The sequence below is a fragment of the Psychrobacter sp. 1176_08 genome, assembly GCF_052850615.1.
Genome location: NZ_VXCU01000001.1, coordinates 343,794 through 361,879, shown reverse-complemented (window position 1 = coordinate 361,879; position 18,086 = coordinate 343,794). Strand labels below are relative to the sequence as shown.

The 18,086-nt window shown below is 43.8% G+C and carries 14 protein-coding genes; 6 read left to right on the top strand and 8 right to left on the bottom strand.

The features are described 5' to 3' along the window. Window positions 1-302: 302 nt before the first annotated feature. Complete coding sequence (locus tag FW759_RS01395) at window positions 303-1,184, bottom strand: LysR substrate-binding domain-containing protein (RefSeq protein ID WP_443529619.1); 882 nt, start codon at window positions 1,182-1,184, stop codon at window positions 303-305. A 108-nt stretch (window positions 1,185-1,292) separates the two neighbouring features. On the opposite strand from FW759_RS01395, the gene FW759_RS01390 reads away from it, so the two are divergent. Beyond that, window positions 1,293-2,390 carry an NADH:flavin oxidoreductase gene (locus tag FW759_RS01390; RefSeq protein ID WP_443529618.1) on the top strand — a complete coding sequence of 366 codons (1,098 nt, stop codon included), beginning with the start codon at window positions 1,293-1,295 and terminating at the stop codon, window positions 2,388-2,390. Window positions 2,391-2,653: 263 nt separating this feature from the next. On the opposite strand, the gene FW759_RS01385 is transcribed toward FW759_RS01390, so the two are convergent. After that, window positions 2,654-3,502: an EamA family transporter gene (locus FW759_RS01385; protein ID WP_446441965.1), complete on the bottom strand. Its 849-nt coding sequence runs from the start codon at window positions 3,500-3,502 to the stop codon at window positions 2,654-2,656. Window positions 3,503-3,666: 164 nt separating this feature from the next. On the opposite strand from FW759_RS01385, the gene FW759_RS01380 reads away from it, so the two are divergent. Then, the gene (locus FW759_RS01380; protein WP_446441964.1) at window positions 3,667-4,134 is read left to right on the top strand and encodes an Lrp/AsnC family transcriptional regulator; all 468 of its coding nucleotides are present in this window, start codon (window positions 3,667-3,669) and stop codon (window positions 4,132-4,134) included. Between the two features lie 302 nt (window positions 4,135-4,436). On the opposite strand, the gene FW759_RS01375 is transcribed toward FW759_RS01380, so the two are convergent. From FW759_RS01375 to FW759_RS01365, 3 genes are all read right to left on the bottom strand, one after another. After that, complete coding sequence (locus FW759_RS01375) at window positions 4,437-5,294, bottom strand: SMP-30/gluconolactonase/LRE family protein (RefSeq protein WP_446441963.1); 858 nt, start codon at window positions 5,292-5,294, stop codon at window positions 4,437-4,439. 125 nt (window positions 5,295-5,419) lie between these two features. Beyond that, window positions 5,420-5,893: a DMT family transporter gene (locus FW759_RS01370; RefSeq protein WP_446441962.1), complete on the bottom strand. Its 474-nt coding sequence runs from the start codon at window positions 5,891-5,893 to the stop codon at window positions 5,420-5,422. An 11-nt stretch (window positions 5,894-5,904) separates the two neighbouring features. Then, a complete protein-coding gene (locus tag FW759_RS01365) occupies window positions 5,905-7,302 on the bottom strand; it encodes an amidohydrolase family protein (RefSeq protein ID WP_062844674.1) in 1,398 nt (465 codons plus the stop codon). 136 nt (window positions 7,303-7,438) lie between these two features. On the opposite strand from FW759_RS01365, the gene FW759_RS01360 reads away from it, so the two are divergent. Further along, window positions 7,439-8,344 carry a LysR substrate-binding domain-containing protein gene (locus FW759_RS01360; protein ID WP_446441961.1) on the top strand — a complete coding sequence of 302 codons (906 nt, stop codon included), beginning with the start codon at window positions 7,439-7,441 and terminating at the stop codon, window positions 8,342-8,344. 254 nt (window positions 8,345-8,598) lie between these two features. On the opposite strand, the gene FW759_RS01355 is transcribed toward FW759_RS01360, so the two are convergent. Continuing rightward, window positions 8,599-9,786, bottom strand: a complete 1,188-nt coding sequence (locus FW759_RS01355; protein ID WP_446441960.1) for an MFS transporter — start codon at window positions 9,784-9,786, stop codon at window positions 8,599-8,601. An 87-nt stretch (window positions 9,787-9,873) separates the two neighbouring features. On the opposite strand from FW759_RS01355, the gene FW759_RS01350 reads away from it, so the two are divergent. The 3 genes from FW759_RS01350 to FW759_RS01340 all read left to right on the top strand — a co-directional run bounded on the left by FW759_RS01350 (window position 9,874) and on the right by FW759_RS01340 (window position 13,321). Continuing rightward, window positions 9,874-10,668: an AraC family transcriptional regulator gene (locus FW759_RS01350; protein ID WP_446441959.1), complete on the top strand. Its 795-nt coding sequence runs from the start codon at window positions 9,874-9,876 to the stop codon at window positions 10,666-10,668. A gap of 800 nt (window positions 10,669-11,468) precedes the next feature. Then, window positions 11,469-12,332 carry a 16S rRNA (adenine(1518)-N(6)/adenine(1519)-N(6))-dimethyltransferase RsmA gene (gene rsmA / locus FW759_RS01345; RefSeq protein ID WP_446441958.1) on the top strand — a complete coding sequence of 288 codons (864 nt, stop codon included), beginning with the start codon at window positions 11,469-11,471 and terminating at the stop codon, window positions 12,330-12,332. A 128-nt stretch (window positions 12,333-12,460) separates the two neighbouring features. Beyond that, window positions 12,461-13,321 (top strand): symmetrical bis(5'-nucleosyl)-tetraphosphatase, encoded by an 861-nt coding sequence (locus FW759_RS01340; RefSeq protein ID WP_446441957.1) that lies wholly within the window; start codon window positions 12,461-12,463, stop codon window positions 13,319-13,321. 51 nt (window positions 13,322-13,372) lie between these two features. Here the strand turns inward: FW759_RS01340 and FW759_RS01335 are convergent, their stop codons facing one another. Then, a complete protein-coding gene (locus tag FW759_RS01335) occupies window positions 13,373-15,829 on the bottom strand; it encodes a site-specific recombinase (protein ID WP_443527313.1) in 2,457 nt (818 codons plus the stop codon). Between the two features lie 299 nt (window positions 15,830-16,128). Then, window positions 16,129-17,913, bottom strand: coding sequence for an acyl-CoA dehydrogenase C-terminal domain-containing protein (locus FW759_RS01330; protein ID WP_095570554.1), 1,785 nt, complete (start codon window positions 17,911-17,913; stop codon window positions 16,129-16,131). Window positions 17,914-18,086: the final 173 nt, after the last annotated feature.

The following is an 18,086-nucleotide window of genomic DNA, read 5'->3' as shown; positions in this document are numbered from 1 at the left end:
ACCTATGGCGAACCAGTCAGGCATTTTAACTGGTTCGGTTCCCTAGTTAGGACTTGAAATTTTTGCTATAAGTTAATGATTGCGAAGGCTTTGCTCACTGAAATAGTCAAATTGTACGAGGCGGTGTACCTGCCGTACATATTTTATTCATGACCGATGCGCTATACAGGCATCAAATTATTCATGTTGTATAAGGATTGTATGATTACTAACTCGATTAGACAGTAAGTAAAAAGTTCAGCTAATCATTCTAATCAAATTGGTACGTGCTCGTTCATCTTCTATGATTACAGTAAATGCTACTACATCTGACTCCACATCTCATGTTTAAGTGCCTCTAAAAAGACAGTAACCCTGACTGGTAAATACTTGGTTGTTGGAAAAACAGCCCAGACAGCCAGATTCTGCGGACTGACATCCTCAAGTTGTAATGATACCAGCTCTCCTGACCTTAACTCTTCACGAACATCCCACTCTGTTAGCTGTGCAAGCCCAGCGCCAGATTTACACAGCGTTCTAACACCTTCAACATGGCTACTACTAAAGCGACCATCAATAGTAACACTGGTTGGCTGGCCATCTGTCATAAAAGTCCATTGAAAAACACTCGTTAAGCGAAGGCAGCTGTGATTTGCAAGATCTGCCATACATTTTGGAGTACCACAGCGCTGTAAATATTCGGGAGAGGCACATAATACACGCTGATTATCGGATAACTTATGTGCGATAAGCCGTGAATCACGCAGTGGCGCGATGCGAATAGCCACATCAAAACCTAGTCCTACAATATCAGTGATGTTATCACTAAGATGCAGCTCAACATTCAAATCGGGATTGTCATCCAGCAGCGTAGAAAGCACTGGCATGATGGTTCGTCGCCCAAACCCTGAAGGTGACGTAATGCGAAGCTGACCTACTGCACCTTTTCTTTCTGGAGAAAATAGACTGAGTGCGCCACGTTCGGCTTCTGCCATCGCTTGAGCATACGGAAGAAACTCTTCACCTTCATCAGTCAGCGCCACTGCTCTCGTGGTGCGATGCAATAGACGTTTACCAAGCTCTTTCTCAAGAGAAGCCAAACGACGAGAAATCGTCATCGGTGTGGTATTTAGCCGTCTAGCAGTTTGAGTGAGGCTATGAGTCTGTGATGTCATCAGAAAAGCATTAATATCTTTTAAATTCATTTATAACGAAATCCGTTATACAGGCGTATCGTCTTAGCCTGTTTTTAAGCGGGTGTACACCCATTATAATCATTTTATAAACTAATAACTGAAAAAAGGATTCTTATTATGTCTGACTTACTTGCTTTTAAATCCGGTCGTATCAATCAGCTTGCCCTTGAAAATCGCCTGGTAGTTGCCCCAATGACGCGTATATCAGCTTCTAAGACTGGCGTGCCTGGTGAGAGGATGCAGCGTTATTACACGCGTTTTGCTAAAGGAGGCTTTGGCGCAGTGATTACTGAAGGTATTTATATTGACGATGAGTGGTCACAGACTTATGACTGTCAGGCTGGCCTTATCAATGATGAGCAAGTGCAAGGATGGCGTACGATCACTGAAAGCTTGCACATGAATGGAAGTAAAGTGATCGCTCAGATTCAACATTCTGGTGCACTTTCTCAAGGAAATATCTACCGTTCGCATACAGTCGCGCCTTCTGCCATTCAACCAAAAGGTAAGCAGCTAGAATTTTATCACGGTAAAGGTGATTACAATGTGCCATTAGAACTGTCAGAAGACAATATTCAGGACATTATCCGCAGTTTCGCAGTGGCGGCGTCACGCGCTGTCAATGAAGCTGGATTTGATGGCGTTGAGATTCATGGTGCCAACGGCTATCTACTTGACCAGTTCTTCACGGACTATACCAATCAACGCGGTGACCACTGGGGAGGTGATATTGCTTCACGCTTATCACTGATTCTTGAGGTCATTCATGCCGTACGTCAGTCTGTTGGACCAAGTGCTGTTGTGGGTATTCGAATTTCACAGGCAAAAGTGAATGACTTCCACCATAAATGGAAAGAAGGAAAAGAAGGCGCTGAAAAAGTATTTTCACTTTTGGCTATCTCAGGTGTGGATTATGTTCACATTACAGAGTACGAGGCTTGGCGACCGGCATTTGAAGATAGTCCGTACTCACTGGTAGAAATTGCTCGTAACGTAGCACCTAAACTGATTATTATAGCCAATGGCGGTACGGATGATGCGGAGAAGTCAGATAAGGTACTAAAACTAGGCGCAGATTATATCGCTATCGGCAAAAGCGCTCTTGCAAATCCTGACTGGCCTGAGAGAGTTAAAAGTGGCAAAACGCTACGTGAGTTTGATAGTGGTATTCTTGCACCCTTCGCTGATGTCAAAGAAAGCGAACTGGCTCAATAGAAAATAATAAGGCCCTGACGGGCCTTTCGATTTAATGAAATGGTTCTATTAGTGTATACGTTAGTTACATCATCCGCCTAAGCTTGATTAGAGGAGTTGAGTTAAAGCTGCGCGTAAGATATTGTAATGCCTTGAATTTAGAAGATCAGCATATCGTGAGTAGCTATACCGTACTATCCATGACTATAAAGACGTTGAGGAGTATGAGAGAGGTTAAAGTCAGACTTTTTGGACAGCACTTTCTTAACTGCTTTGGACGGAATCTACCCTTCAGGTAACTTTCTATAGGTCGGCTTAATTGATGTATACGCAGGTAAGGTTGCTCCAATACAAGCAATGCTAATGGCTAAAATCCCTGTCCATTGAATGGAACTTAACGCTTCACCTAGTATTATCCAACCAGCTATTGCACTAACCGCCGGCGACGCACTCATTAATATACCAAAGAGGCTTTTTGGCAGTCTTTTGAGCGCATACATATCTAGCAGAAACGGTAAAGCACTCGATAAAATCGCAATAATTAATCCTACGGCTAAAATTTCAGGCTTGAGCAGAGCTAGACCAGCCTGAGTAAAACCAATAGGGACAACAAATATAGAAGCGATACTTACCCCTATTGCTACTCCGTTGGCTCCTAAATTAGAAACTTTGCTGGCACAACTGATATAAATACCCCAGCTAATAGCCGCTAAAGCAGCATAGAAAACGCCCATCGCATTCAGGGTAAAACCAGACTGTCCGTATGGCAGCAGAAATACGCCGATTAAAGCAATTAGCACCCACATAACATCTGACTTGCGCTTTTTTGAAAGTAACGCCGCACCCAATGGACCAAGTACTTCTATCGATATCGCTATGCCAATGGGAATATAAAGAAAGGCACGGTAAATCAGAATGTTCATTATTCCAATCATTGCTCCATACATGACTATACTGGGCCAGTATGAACGTTCAACCTTCAATGACCAAGGTCGAAACATTAGGTAGAGAATCAGCGCGGTGATACCAATGCGTAATGCCGCAACACCTTCAGGGCCAACCGAAGGAAAAATAGTTTTGGCAAATGCTGCGCCAATCTGTAGAGATATTAGAGACACAAACGCTGCTGTCATGGACAATCTAGATATAGGTTGCATCGTACTGTGTAATCCTTATGAAAGTGCAAATCTTCTAAAAAGGTATTTTACAGTAAGAGCATTAACGAAATCGTTTGTTATCACTAGCATATTAGTAATATAATAGCCGTATCCGTCAATAAAATAAATAATGGTAGAGAATGAGTGCAAAGAAGCTAGATAAAATAGATAAAAAAATCCTAAAAGCGTTAGTTGAGGATGGTAGAAAATCTACCATCGAAGTGGCAGACCAAGTCGGGCTTTCTGCAACCGCTTGTGGTAGACGTATCCGTCAATTAGAAGATGATGGGTTTATCACTGGATATTCAGCAAATATTAGCCCTAAAGAATTGGGACTTAATATCTGTGTTCTTATTACCGTTAAGTTGAATAGACACACTCCTGACGGTCACGAACAATTCATTCATGAGATTGAAAATCATCCTGAAGTATCTGAGTTTTTATTGGTCGCTGGAAACTACGATTATTTGCTACGAGTGTGGGTTGAGGACACAGACGCACTAACTCTCTTTGTCGCAAACGTGCTCCAAGGGATACCATCTGTATTAGAGACATCCACGATGTTGGTTTTAAAACAAAGTGGCGATCTAGTAAATTTACCTTGGTAAGAGGATGTAGGGCAAAATGGAGATAATATCTAGTGAGTTATGTTGAAAAAATGGTATAAATTAACTTAGGACATTTTAAAAAAATCATCCATCGTGTCGGTCTTACGATCGTTAAGTCCTTACCTACCATTAGCAGTTCAATGCCTGTATAGCGCACCGAACATATCCTGATAAACTTTTTATTGAATAAACATACTATTTTGAGAATAGGTTTAGAGACTGAACTGCATTGGAATTGTCAAAGGCTTAACATATCGAGAGACTATAATAATCTCAAAATATTCGAAATGCTCGCGTTAATTTTACAATCGCCCTGCGAACTTGACTTCAGGAAGTCCTGTGTAAGCAAGTATTTCCGACTTCATTAGCGCACCATCACTATCTGTCGGTGTATCTAGGCCCACTTTAGCACTTGTGCAATAAAGCGTTTCATAACTGGGTCCTGCAAATACTGGACAGGTCATTTGAACACTGGATGACTCGATTATACGGTCAATTGTTCCATCTTGTGTATACCGAACGACTCTGCTACCGCCCCATTCTCCATTCCATAGAAATCCTTCTTCATCAATACAAGAACCATCTGGCGCACCCGGACCGTCGATTTTTGCGAATAAGCGCTGGTTCTGTAGAGAAGGGTAATCACAGCAAAAAATACATCCTTGCATTGAGTCCGCGTAGTACATGGTTGAGCCGTCCAGACTGAAACAGATACTATTGGCGATCGTCACTTCAGGAAGACCTAGTGTCTCTATCTCAAGCGTTACCGCATTGAGCCAGTGGAATCCGCCAACTGGCTGCACTGGGTCACCTGCATACATCGTGCTGAACACAAAGTTGCCCGCACGGTCGCAACGACCGTCATTGATGCGGGTACTAGTTACTCCAGGCGAGGCTGCAATTTTGGTAAAATGACCGTTGGTCAAGTTGTAGTATCCTAGACCAGAGGCCAGTCCCATTAGCAGTACATTTTTATCTGCTGTAAGGGCAAATGAGCCCAGTGGTTCAGATAGTGACCAGTGGCGAACATCACCGCTGATAGGGTCAAGAGCTCGCAACTGACAGCCTGGAATATCAGTCCAAAACAGCTGATTTGTCCTGTCACACCAGATAGGACACTCACCTAAAAGGCTGATAGTATCGTTTATAGGTTCAAACATAATCATTCCTTAAGTCTCATGGAATAAGATAAAAATATCGCATGCAAGATCATTGAAACTTGCATTCGTTTGATTAAAGACTACTATCGCAGCGTATAAGTAAGCGATGCGACTACTCGTAGCAGTTAGCTAGAGAAAAATGCTGATAATTTATCACCTAATAAAGCAACAGCTAGGCCTGCTAGCATCACTATCAAGCCACCCAGCTTGATGAGGGAGACTAGTCTCTCAGTAGCTCCCAGCAATCCGAAATGATCGATAAACAATGAGGAGATAATTTGTCCAGCAATAGCGAGCCCGAGCAGTGCTGATAAACCCACTTTGGGTGCCAGCACTACGTAACTGAGCAGTGCACCCGCCCCTAGCAGGCCACCGAGTAGACTCCACCAAGGCTGGGCAGGAATCGCTATTAGTGAAGCGACTATTCCGCCCCGCATTAAGGAATAAATACCAAGACACAGCGCACCAGCAGTAAAGGAGAACAACGCCGCTGCTACAGAATCACCTCCGACGCCTTTAGCCAGTTGGGCGTTCAGCGTGGTCTGCAAGGTAATCCCCAAACCCGCGCAGAGTGCCATGAGATAATATATTAAATTCATCTCGCGCTTCCTTACTGAGCTGATTCAAGCGGCAAAAACGCCTCAGCAAAGATGTCAGGCACGTAGCCTGCGGCAGCAAAAAGATGCTCACGAGACTCATCGATTGCCGCACGCAGACGCACATTATCCACGCCTAGCACTTTGCCACCACGTTTGACAATGCGTCCGCCAATCATGACCGTATCAATATTGCTACGGTCAGCTGCATGTACCACGGTGCTAAAGGCATTGCCTGATGGATAAAGATTCATGTCCTCAGCATTGATAAGGACAATGTCGGCCTGTTTTCCTGGTGTTAGGCTACCGATTTTATCCTGCAACCCTGCACAGACGGCACCGTCAATCGTGGCCGCTTTGAGTAGACTATTAGACTGTAACGTCAGTGGATGCTGTTCTGATCCGCAGCAATTCTTATGTTGCATGCCCGTGGCGCGCTGTGAATAAAAGGCGACTTTCATTTCCATAAACATATCGCCGCTATAGGATGTTTCATTATCCACGCTAAGCCCTGGGCTAATACCGTGGCGTAAGGCGGCCTGCATAGCAAACACGCCATCTTCGATACCGTAGTGCGCATCTGAACGTGGACATACATTCACTCGAACGCCAGCCTCACGTAAAATCTCCCAGCCAGAATCCGGAAGCGCCGTACAGTGGTTAAAGATATTATCAGGGCCCAGCAGTCCCTTTTGATGTAGTCCTTCGAGCTCATCTGCCATTTCTCCACCGAAAAACTCAGTGATAATCGGCACATTTAATCGACGAGCTTCAGCCCATAGTTCAGGTTCCAGCTGTGCCATGATCGCGAGCGAAATTAGGCTATTTTCTCCATCTTTAAAGTATTTCTCTTGAAGACGTTCAATATTACCCGGCCAATGGGCAGTGTCCCATTCTCCACTTACGGGCGCGCCAGTGGCATGGATGGAGCGAATACCTGAATCAAGTAGCGCTTCGATGGCAGCATCGGAATGTGCACCTGTACGGCTGTTGTGTGAGTTATCGATAACGGTAGTGATACCTGCATCGATGCAGCTCAGTACGGTCATTAAGTTGCCGATATACATGTCAGAGGGACGATAATATTTGGCAAAAGAAAAGTGCGTGGCATGGCTATAGTCTTCAAGCGTTTCGGCATGTGAATTGAGACGGCGCATTTGTCCTTCCCAAGAGTGGCGATGCGAATCGACCATGCCGGGCATGGCAATCATGCCAGATGCGTCAATAATATTGGCATCATCAGCCTCGATATTTTCATTGATCTGTATTATCGTGCTGCCTTCGATAAGAATATCGGCACTCACCAAATTACCGACATCATTATCCATACTAAGCACAGTAGCACCACGGATAAGCGTTCGAGTTGCCTCTGATTCGGTATTTTGTACGATATTGCGATTATAGTCAGTCATGTTAGGTTTACCTTTTTATCATGTTGTGAAGAGATGATACGCAGAGTGACACGTCTGAAAAAGAGGGTTAAACTGTTTTCATTATCCCGTAATCACGAACAATGCTGACCCATTATGTTGGCTCAAGGAAAAAAGTATGGATCGTATCCAAGCAATGCAGGTTTTTGTGCGTGTGGCAGAGGCGGGGAGTTTTATTCACGCAGCACAAACACTTTCCTTACCAGCGTCAACCGTCAGTAGCACGATCAAAAATCTTGAAAAACATTTACAGGTACGCTTGCTGAACAGAACCACGCGGCGAGTCAGTCTAACGCCAGAAGGCACGCAGTATCTGGCGCAATGTCAGGAGATACTCAAGTTGATTGAGTATACAGAGTCTAGTCTCACTGATTCAGTTAAGCGGCCGCAGGGTCGTCTGCGAGTGGATATGCCTGGAGGCATTGCACATTTTATCGTTATGCCAAATCTGAAAGATTTTTATAAGCGCTATCCAGATATTTATTTGATGATCGGCGTTAATGATCGGCAGGTTGATCTCGTTCAGGAAGGTGTAGACTGTGTCATTCGGACAGGGGAACTTACTGACTCAACGCTCGTTGCGCGTTCGCTTGGTCGGTTTCGCTGGGTAACATGTGCTTCTCCAGCGTATCTCAAAAAAAACGGTATTCCGCAGAGCTTAGAGGTATTGTCTCAGCATCGAGCTATCCATTATTTTTCAGGAAATATCAGACGAACGGGTGAGATGTACTTTGTCAAAGACAATGAAAAGGTATCAGTCCCAGTTAGTGGTACAGCCGCCGTCAATGAGACCGGACTCTACATCAAAATGTGTCTTGAAGGATTCGGGCTGGCGCAGGTTGCTGAAAACGTGGTAGCAGACCATTTAGCAGAAGGGAGACTGATTGAAGTATTGTCGGACTGGCAACCTGCGTCCGTGCCGGTTAGTTTACTCTATCCACATCAGCGTTTTCTATCACCAGCCGTTCGCGCTTTCGCTGACTGGATAACCGAGCTTGTCCGCGATGGCAACTCGGTAACCTAAGGTCAAATAGGAAGCATTACTTTTATAGCATTGCAGTAGCGGTGCAAAATACGTCTCTACAGCGGTGTCCACCATTATAATTATGAGTAAAAAGCTACAGTACTACTGCTATCAATTTTTTGTAGCCTCTGTCTGCGTAGGAACAGCAAGCAAGAAAAATTGATAGCAGCCGTGCGTAATGTGTCGATATTACTTTTTACTGACTGTAATAAGTAAAAGGTTGCCTCTCATTTATCTAAAAATGCGCGTTCAACTCAGCTATTAGTCGGTTCAAGATAAGCATTGCGCCCAGCCATCATGCCACTACAGGCACCCGCAATAGAAATCGCAGCGGTTATTAACAGTGGTACAGTCCAACCTCCGGTCCAATCGTGCAGCTGACCCAGTAGCAAAGGACCTGCTGCTGCCATTAGATAACCGACACACTGTGCCATTCCTGATAAAGCAGAGGCATCGTCGCCATTGGTTGTACGCAGACCCACAAACGTCAGACCGAGCATCATGCTAGCGCCAGAGCCAAAACCTAGGCACGCAGCCCACAACATAGCAAGGTCTGGTAAATAAATGAATCCGATCAGAGAGAGTGCAACCAACAAACTGACCGTGACGGCTGCTAATTTCTGATCTTTTAAGCGGCGAAGCGTGGCTGCCAGTATCAGCCCTGGAATGGCAGTAGCCAATTGTAACGTCCCATGCACTGATCCTGCTTGTGCAGCCGATATACCATTATCTATCAAAATAGTAGGCAAAAACCCTACAGCGACATAAAAAGGCATGGCATTTAGTCCCATAAACAGGGTGACCTGCCATGCTAAAGGTGACTTCCAAACGTTCACACTGGCCGATTGTTTGTGACTTGCCATCACCACTGGATTGTGTTTTTTCAGCTGTGGTATCCAAAGGATAAGGGCAAACAGCGGAGCTGCGATTAGCAAGTCTAAAGCAATAAGCCAATCCCAGATCTGCGCTAGGGGAGTAATTATGACAGATCCTAATGCGCCTGCTGCGCCCATCGTAATAGAATAAGCACCCGTCATAGAAGCAATGTTTGCTGAAAAATCACGCTTAATTAGGCCAGGCAATAGTACATTGCCAAAAGCAATCCCTGTACCTATTAGTACTGTACCTAGATACAGGGCACCAACACTTCCTGTAGAGCGCAGCAAAATGCCTAACGAAATAATGATTAGTGCCAAAAAAAGTGTGCGCTCTATTCCGAATCGACGGGCAAAAGAAGCGCTCAAGGGTGAAAATACAGCAAATGCAAGTAATGGCAATGAAGTCAGCAAACCCACAGAGGAGGAATTCAGACTGAAATCACTCTGAATGAGCGGCAGAACTGGTGCTATTGCGGTAAAAGCAACGCGCAGGTTTGCGGCTATAAAAAGAATTCCCACTACAAGTGCAATGGCATGCCACTTGTTTTTAATCTTATTGAACATATTCTCTAACTTACTTCAAAAAAAGAAGCACTTTAGAATATCTCATGTGTATATAATATAGATAACATGACAATTTATATCTATATTATGCCAAACACTAAAAAAACAGTATCATCACCAGAAGATTTTGATTCTGATATTTTTGAGCAGGCCGCAGTAGCTCTTCAACTTGCATCAGTAACGAATGATTCAGAAGTTCATAAACATCATCATCGCAAAGGACAGCTGATTCTATCAGTGCATGGTGCGGTCAGTTGTGAAGTACCCAATGCGCTTTGGTTAGTCCCACCTCAGCATGCGGTTTGGATCCCTAGTGGGACACCTCATAGCTGCCGTGTTACCCAAAATGCTCACACTTGTTTTTTATTTGTCGAGCCCAGTGCGGCGTCTATGCCTGAATACTGCTGCACAATTGCCATCACGCCACTCGTCCGAGAGTTGATACTGTATCTTGCTGAACAGGAACCTTCATATTCTTCTGAAAGCAAAACAGCGCGTCTGGTTACCGTGCTGCTCGAGCAGCTATCTGATGCACCGATCGAAGAGCTTCATTTGCCGATATCAGAGCATCCAAAAATTAGACATATCAGTGATACGCTTTTTGCAGACCCAAGCGACCGTACTACACTGAGACAATGGGCAGAGCAACTGGCAACGAGTGAACGAACACTGGCCAGATTGGTGAAAAACGATACAGGACTGAGCTTCGGACGCTGGCGTCAGCAGTTGCATCTGATGATTGCACTGAGCAAGCTGGCGGAAGGAGAGTCTGTGCAAAACGTAGCAGGCATGTTGGGATATGATTCTGTTAATGCATTTATCACGATGTTTAAAAAATCCTTGGGTAAATCGCCAACCCAATATTTTTCATCGCTACATTAACAATTACGTTATGATCGCTTAAATAATATTAGTTGTTAATAAAAATAAAGCATAGCCAAAGATTCAAGTTCTCACTAGGGCACCCAATTGAATTGACGGCTATTTGCGTTACCGTTAGGATTTTTCGAGTACGTAAAGCTTGATTATTCGTCTCATTTAGTATGAATGTCTAGATGGTTAGGCCATGGTAAATCACTTCTGCCGTACTCCCAGCTGCCTTGGTTACCATAGTAAACGAGGCATTTATTCTGAGGTAAAAACACAGCAAAGGTATTTTCCTCCTTGCGACTGACTAAAAACTCTAAACGAATATTGTTATCAAATATCATAGCTATGTCCAGAGTATTTACGACTGTAATGTCGATCAACCTCCCAAAACTAATTTGCTGCAGTAGGCTATCTGTCTCTTTATAGTTATCAAAGTCATTTTGGCCTTCAAGGATAATTTGATTGTCACTAAGAACTCTCCACAGTTTGTGGTAACAGCCAAAACTCCATTCACCATAGAAAGGGTCTACCATTTTAGGTTTATTGTGAAATATGCCGTATTTAGTTAAAATATGAGAAAAATCGAATATAGCTCTAAGTGCAGCCCATTGTTTCGATGACAGGCGTTATAGCAAATGGTTTAAAAACAAAAATCTGCTATGTCGGTTGCGCTAAATTGTGGATGGTTTATAGATAAAATGTCTCGAAAATACGCCCTAATTATGAGCTGTGGTATAATTCGACATTATAAAATAGCACCTTATTGCTACAGCGCTATTGCCCATTTATCCTTTATACATTAAGACTCTTTTATGTCCAACTCTACGTTCGATGCTCAATCTATTTCTAACAGCTTAAAAGCTGCCAAACACCAACCGCGTAAACGCTTTGGTCAAAACTTCTTGCATGATACCAGTGTCATTCGTCAAATTGTCGATAGTATTCGTCTAGAACGTGATGATAATTTGATCGAGATTGGACCCGGCATGGGCGCGCTGACTGAGCCACTGTTGGCAGAAGTGGATGGCATGACAGTGGTGGAACTGGATCGAGATTTGGCAGACAGCTTGCGTATTCGGATTGGTGCCAATAGTCATCCAAACTTTACCATTATCAAAGACAATGCGATGCATGTTGATTACCGTGAGCTATATAGTGAAGAGCGCGGTAAGCTTCGTGTGGTGGGTAATTTGCCTTACAATATTTCTACGCCGATCTTGTTTCATTTGCTGAGCTTCGCCGATGTGATTCAAGACATGCATTTTATGCTGCAAAAAGAAGTGGTTGAGCGTATCACGGCCGACGTTGGTAGCAAAACCTATGGTCGCTTGTCTGTCATCATGCAGTATCATTGCGATACCGATTATCTGCTGACCGTACCACGCGGCGCATTTAATCCGCCACCAAAAGTGACCAGTGCGGTTTTTCGATTGACGCCGCATATTGATAAGCCAGTCGTGGCAGAAGATGAGTATTATTTTGCCATTGTGGTACGTGAGACCTTTAACCATCGCCGCAAAACACTACGGGCAATTTTTAAAAATTCGACCTTACTGCCGACGCTGAGCGAAGAAGACTTTGCTGCTTGCGATATCAACCCACAAGCCCGTCCTGAGACCTTAAGCGTTAAAGACTTTGTGACGCTAAGCAATCGTGCAAAGCAGATAGAAGCGTAAATAGTCGTTAATAACGATAAGATGCTCCTCTTGTGAATTGTGTATTATTGCTAATCGCATCTGAGCTTAAGTTTATTGTGCTTAACTTTGACGCTCGTTTTTTATTATTTCTAAACCTGTGAGGTAGTATGAGTTTTCGACATCAGTATGTCATCGGTGACTTGCAAGGTTGCTATGCTGCCTATTGCCAATTACTTGAAACACTGGATTTTGATCCCAGTCAAGATAAGCTGTGGTTTGCTGGCGACTTGGTGGCACGCGGAGAGGACTCATTGAATACCTTGCGTGATGTTAAGGAATTATGTGAGCAAGGAGCCGCTGCAACGGTACTTGGCAATCACGATCTCAATTTGATTGCTGTGTGGCGTGGTGCGACCAAACTCAAGAAAAAAGATAAAACGGCACCGATTTTTGCGGCTGATGATTGTGATGAGCTACTTGAGTGGTTAAGACATCAGCCATTACTGGCTTATCCAGATGAGCAGACGGTATTGGTGCATGCTGGTATCCCACCCCACTGGAGTATTGAGGTTGCCGCTGGCTACGCAAAAGAGTTAGAGGCGCAGCTACAAGGCAGTTTAGAGCAGCTTGATGAATTGTTGCCCAACTTATATAGTAAAAAAGCGGATAACTGGGATTCAGGCATCACAGGTTTCACCAGAATGCGAGCCATTGCCAATTATTTTACCCGCATGCGCCTGTGCAAACAGGATGGGACGCTTGAGTTTGGCTTCTCAGGTACCTTGAGTGAACCTATGCCAGAAGATTTTTTACCGTGGTTTGAATGGCAGGTGCCGCGCTCGCGTAAGATACTGTTTGGTCACTGGGCAGCGTTGCAAGGTGAGGTTGATTTGCCTTATGCGCGAGCACTTGATGGTGGCTGCGTCTGGGGCAACTACCTATTGGCTTATAGACTGGGTGATGAAGAAGTCATAACGTCAAGTGCGCAGTGTGAAAACCATAACGGCTCATTCAAAATTAATGGCTAGATCTTTTTAAGAGCTAACCATCATTCTATGTAAACCACCAAAGCTACCCCTTTAACTGGGCAACTTTGGTGGTTTTTTAGGTTTTGGCAATGGCGTTTTGGCATCGCCTGTCGCCTTACTGTCAAGACTAGTCGGTTCTACCTCATCACCAGTCAGTTCAGGATTATTACTGTTAGAAGTGTTTAGCGTTTTGGTCGCCTGATCATACTGAATATCATCGGTATAAGGTGAGCTGTTCAATTCTTCATCTACCAAGCCGTCATCAAGATCGACGACTTTTGTGGGCGAGGTGTGCGGCTGTACAGCGTCGCCTTTGGGTTGATTGTCATAATGTATGTCTGTATTCGTCTGCGAACCTTGCGAGCTAGCTTGCTGAGACTTAGGAATGACTCTGACATCAGACAATCGTCGTACCACATAGTTACTAGGTATCGCCTTGCTACCTTTTTGTACGGCGGTACTATCATCAAATATCATATGACCTTGGCTATCAATACGCGCGTACTTCATCGGTTTGTCACGTGGCCAAAAAAAGTCAGAAGGATGACTGATAATGTGACCAAAAATGAGTTTTGTGAGGCGTCCCCATTCGAAGAAACGAACCTCTTTAGAGCGTAACGCAACAAACAGTGCCAGCGAAAAACTGACAATGAGGTTGACCATACCAATAAGCGCTACACCAAGTATCGATAATAGAATGACATTCCAGCTTACTTGATCAGCAGAAAGGTTGAATAGGCCATGTGCCAAGTTCGCTGAAGCAAATGCAATGTGGCGAATATCAATTGGTAAGCCAAATATAAAGCCAATAGTGGCGGTACTACCCAAAAATACCCCGAATAAGAAGTTGCCCATAATGGCGCCTAAGTTGGCTTCTACAAACCCACCTAAGCGTTTAAGCCATGGCTCGGGTAGTATGGCTTTAAGTAATCTGTGGCGCTGAATACGCGCACCTACATGGTTATAAACAGCCAAATTGTCATAATAACCAGCTATCAGACCAGCCAAAAATAAATACACGCCTGCAATAGCAGCATGAGGGAGCGCTAGTGAATGAAACGGGTCAAGGTCATGAAGGAGGTGTCCTGCTTTTTCGGACCCAATCATCGGCGCGCCTGTATATTGCAACCACGCAAAAGAGATGATGAGCGCGACGGGTATCGCTAGCATGACGTTACCCATAATTGCAATAAACTGAGTACGCAAAATATCGACGATTAACTCTGACAGTTTGGTCAATTGATGAGACTTCTTGCCAGAGCTTTCAGATATGGTAGAGGCAATGGCTGCTGCTGTCATCGCTGGCTGTTTGGTCGCCACCGTACCTCGAATGACATGGATAAATACGAAACCCAATCCATAAATCATACTATTAAGGAAGGCGCGACCCATGGGTGCAAGCGCCAACTGGTACGTGATGATTTTTAAGGTAGCCATAAACGCGATGACAAACCCGCCGATAGAGGCCTTTTTGAACATTTGGCGATAACCAGCTCTATCGGTACTGATATAGTGTTCACCAACGCGACTGGCATTTTCAGTGACTTTACGTGAGAGCAGTTTGGTATTGTTATCGATCAAATAGCCAATACTGTAGCGGCGATTGGAAGTCGTAATCAGGGTTTGAATCAGCTCAATCACTGCACGATCACGGTTTTGATGACTTTCTGTCAGTAGCGCCGTCAAGATGCGCATGCGTTGTAAGCTTTGATCCAATCGCAGCATCATATTAGTCAGGCGAATAGAGATGCCTGTCTTGTAGATGCGTTTTCGGACAGTGGCAACAATATCTTCACACTGCTCAACCATCACTAATAAAGGAGCAGGATCGACAGCCTGCTCAGGTGTAATATCCGTCAAGCTATCGAGTTCATGTGCTTGTCTATATTGGTTGACGAACAGCACCGCTTCTTGATTTTGAGCCACAAAAGATGCAGAGTAATTCAATATTTGCGGATAAGATTCCATCAAATCAGGATGTAAACCGATACCGCTGATTCGATAAGATAAGATAATAATCGCATTTAAAATGCTGTTTTTTGCCGTGGCAACTAAGTCTAAGTGCTTTTCTTCTACTCTGATTAATGAAACCAGCTCATCCCACTTTTCTTTCTCGATATTGGCAAGCCACTTCTCATCAGAGCGCTTATTGAACAAGTAACCGGCCAGTTCGACAACGGAGTCATCTTGAGGTAATAGCGGTAAAAATCGATGACCGATTAAACGACGTAAGCTGTTAAAAAACCCCTGATCTGACATAATGCCAGTATCAGTATAGAGTGAGATTTGACGGTATTGAATGATTAATTTTAAAACAAAACTTGATAACCCATCTCCATATTCTGGATGTTGACGAAGAATATCAATCAAAGACTGAATTTTTTCATTGGCTAACGCGGTTTCTTTTTCACTCACCCGCAGCTCATCTATTAAGCGTTTGAGTACCGCAGGATCGGGCACATCACTCAGGGCTGTAATCTGCTGTAAAATGCGTTTTAATTCTGACACGTCGCATCCTTTATTATGATTATTTCAGTAGTTTTTATAACGAAGTGTTGACCATTATATAATGTGTTGCAATGGCAAACATTGCTAAAAACTCGGTAATATTTACATTTGAACTGAACTATGTAATCTACGCGACACTTTTACTTGCGTTATTTTAATCATAACCATGCATCGATGGTTAATTATTTTGTTAGCAGTTATTTTTTCGTAACCAATCTAAAAATCCTTCTGACAAAAAAAAGGACAGTAGCGTCACTGTCCTTTTGATTAGGGTACTATAAATCGATGATAATAACTACTTAGCTAGCAGGAACATCGAAATAATCAAGATCAAAATTCATCATTGGATCACTACCAGCTTGCACCATTTTTGCATGCGCATCGATACGTGGCAAAATACGGCCAACGAAGTAATCAGCAAGTTTGGCTTTATTGGTATAAAAATCACCTTCTTTACCGTTGGCTGCCTCTACCATCAACGCAAACATGTACGAATAAGCAAGGTAACCAAAGGCATGCATATAATCAACTGCACAACCATTGATCTCGTTTTTACGTTCACCAATATTGCTAAGAACCGTTTTGGTTAGAGCTTCAATCGTATCTGCAGCCTCAAGTGTGGCTTGTTTAATACCGTGATCGGCTTGCATATTATTCACAAAATCACGAATTTCACCTAAGAAATGCATGACATATTTGCCGTTGTTTTTTGCCACTTTACGACCCAGCAAATCAAGTGCTTGGATACCGTTTGTGCCTTCATAAATCTGGGCAATGCGGGTATCACGAACGATTTGCTCCATACCCCATTCGCGTATATAGCCGTGCCCACCAAAGACTTGCTGGCAATCTACGGTGGCTTCAAGTGCTTTATCTGTTAAGAAGGCTTTAGCCACTGGTGTGAGTAGGGCAACGCGCGCAGCAGCAGCTTGAGCAGCTTCAGGGTCAGTACTAAATTTTTCTTCATCAAGGCTTTTGGCCACATACATCGCAAAACAACGTGATGCTTCGGTGTTGGCTTTAGCGTTTAATAGCATACGGCGGACGTCAGCATGATGAATAATCGCATCGGCTGGTTTTTCTGGGCTTTGTAGCTGAGTATCACTACGTCCTTGACCACGGTCATTGGCATATAAAGCTGCATTTTGATAAGCCAGTTCTGAGCCACCAAGACCTTGCAAGCCCATGGTGACACGTTCATAGTTCATCATAATGAACATTGATGACAGACCTGTGTTTTCTTCACCAACCATCCAGCCTTTAGCGTTGTCGAAGTTCATGACACACGTAGCAGAGGCTTTGATGCCCATTTTGTGCTCAATAGAACCGACGGCTAACGTATTGCGCGCGCCTAAGCTACCGTCTTCGTTTACCAAAAATTTTGGTACAACAAAAAGTGAGATGCCTTTTGAGCCTTCTGGCGCATTGGGTGTTTTTGCCAGTACCAAATGAATGATATTGTCAGTCAGATCGTGCTCACCGCCTGTGATAAAAATTTTGGTACCAGAAATATCGTAGCTACCATCATCGTTCGGGACGGCTTTGGTTTTGATGATACCTAGATCCGTACCTGCATGTGGTTCTGTCAAACACATAGTGCCAGACCATTCGCCACTGTACATTTTTTCTAGATAAGTCTGTTTTTGTTCTTCAGAAGCGGCTGCATTGAGACAAAGCGTGGCCCCAACTGTCAAGTTTGGATAAAGCGCAAACGATTGGTTGGCCGTAAATACCATCTCTTCGGTCAACATGGTGACCATTTTGGGGAAACCTTGACCGCCGTATTCAGCATTACCACTTAAACCAACCCAGCCTGATTCTGCATATTGCTTATAGGCTTCTTTAAATCCAGTAGGGGTGGTGACCACGCCATTACCTTCAAAAGTTGCGCCTTCTTCGTCGCCGCTACGATTGATAGGTAATAAAATGTTTTTTGACAGTTTTGCCATTTCTTCCAAAATCATATCGACCGTTTCCATGTCAACATGCGCTAAGTTTTCGTTGTTTTGCCAAAATTCTGGCGCTTTAAAGACGTCCTTTAACATAAAGCGCATGTCATTCAGAGGGGCATTATAAACAGCCATAAACATTCCTTTGGTTCAAATGAATAAAATTGGAGTCACTAAAGTTATCAACTGAGCTGATTATCAACTGTTTTCTTGAAGTAATCTTAGCGATTAACAATCAAAGTTTAGCAAATAAGCATGTAGGCGGGTGTATTTCTTCGTGAATTATGCGTGCACCAAAAGTTGGCAGT

Bases quoted from the DNA above. Each gene is read 5' to 3' on its own strand.
- FW759_RS01340 (WP_446441957.1), top strand. From the start codon at position 12,461: ATGAGTTTTCGACATCAGTATGTCATCGGTGACTTGCAAGGTTGCTAT.
- FW759_RS01360 (WP_446441961.1), top strand. From the start codon at position 7,439: ATGGATCGTATCCAAGCAATGCAGGTTTTTGTGCGTGTGGCAGAGGCG.
- FW759_RS01370 (WP_446441962.1), bottom strand. From the start codon at position 5,893: ATGAATTTAATATATTATCTCATGGCACTCTGCGCGGGTTTGGGGATT.
- FW759_RS01390 (WP_443529618.1), top strand. From the start codon at position 1,293: ATGTCTGACTTACTTGCTTTTAAATCCGGTCGTATCAATCAGCTTGCC.
- FW759_RS01330 (WP_095570554.1), bottom strand. From the start codon at position 17,913: ATGGCTGTTTATAATGCCCCTCTGAATGACATGCGCTTTATGTTAAAG.
- FW759_RS01395 (WP_443529619.1), bottom strand. From the start codon at position 1,184: ATGAATTTAAAAGATATTAATGCTTTTCTGATGACATCACAGACTCAT.
- FW759_RS01355 (WP_446441960.1), bottom strand. From the start codon at position 9,786: ATGTTCAATAAGATTAAAAACAAGTGGCATGCCATTGCACTTGTAGTG.
- FW759_RS01380 (WP_446441964.1), top strand. From the start codon at position 3,667: ATGAGTGCAAAGAAGCTAGATAAAATAGATAAAAAAATCCTAAAAGCG.
- FW759_RS01350 (WP_446441959.1), top strand. From the start codon at position 9,874: ATGCCAAACACTAAAAAAACAGTATCATCACCAGAAGATTTTGATTCT.
- FW759_RS01365 (WP_062844674.1), bottom strand. From the start codon at position 7,302: ATGACTGACTATAATCGCAATATCGTACAAAATACCGAATCAGAGGCA.
- rsmA (WP_446441958.1), top strand. From the start codon at position 11,469: ATGTCCAACTCTACGTTCGATGCTCAATCTATTTCTAACAGCTTAAAA.
- FW759_RS01385 (WP_446441965.1), bottom strand. From the start codon at position 3,502: ATGACAGCAGCGTTTGTGTCTCTAATATCTCTACAGATTGGCGCAGCA.
- FW759_RS01375 (WP_446441963.1), bottom strand. From the start codon at position 5,294: ATGTTTGAACCTATAAACGATACTATCAGCCTTTTAGGTGAGTGTCCT.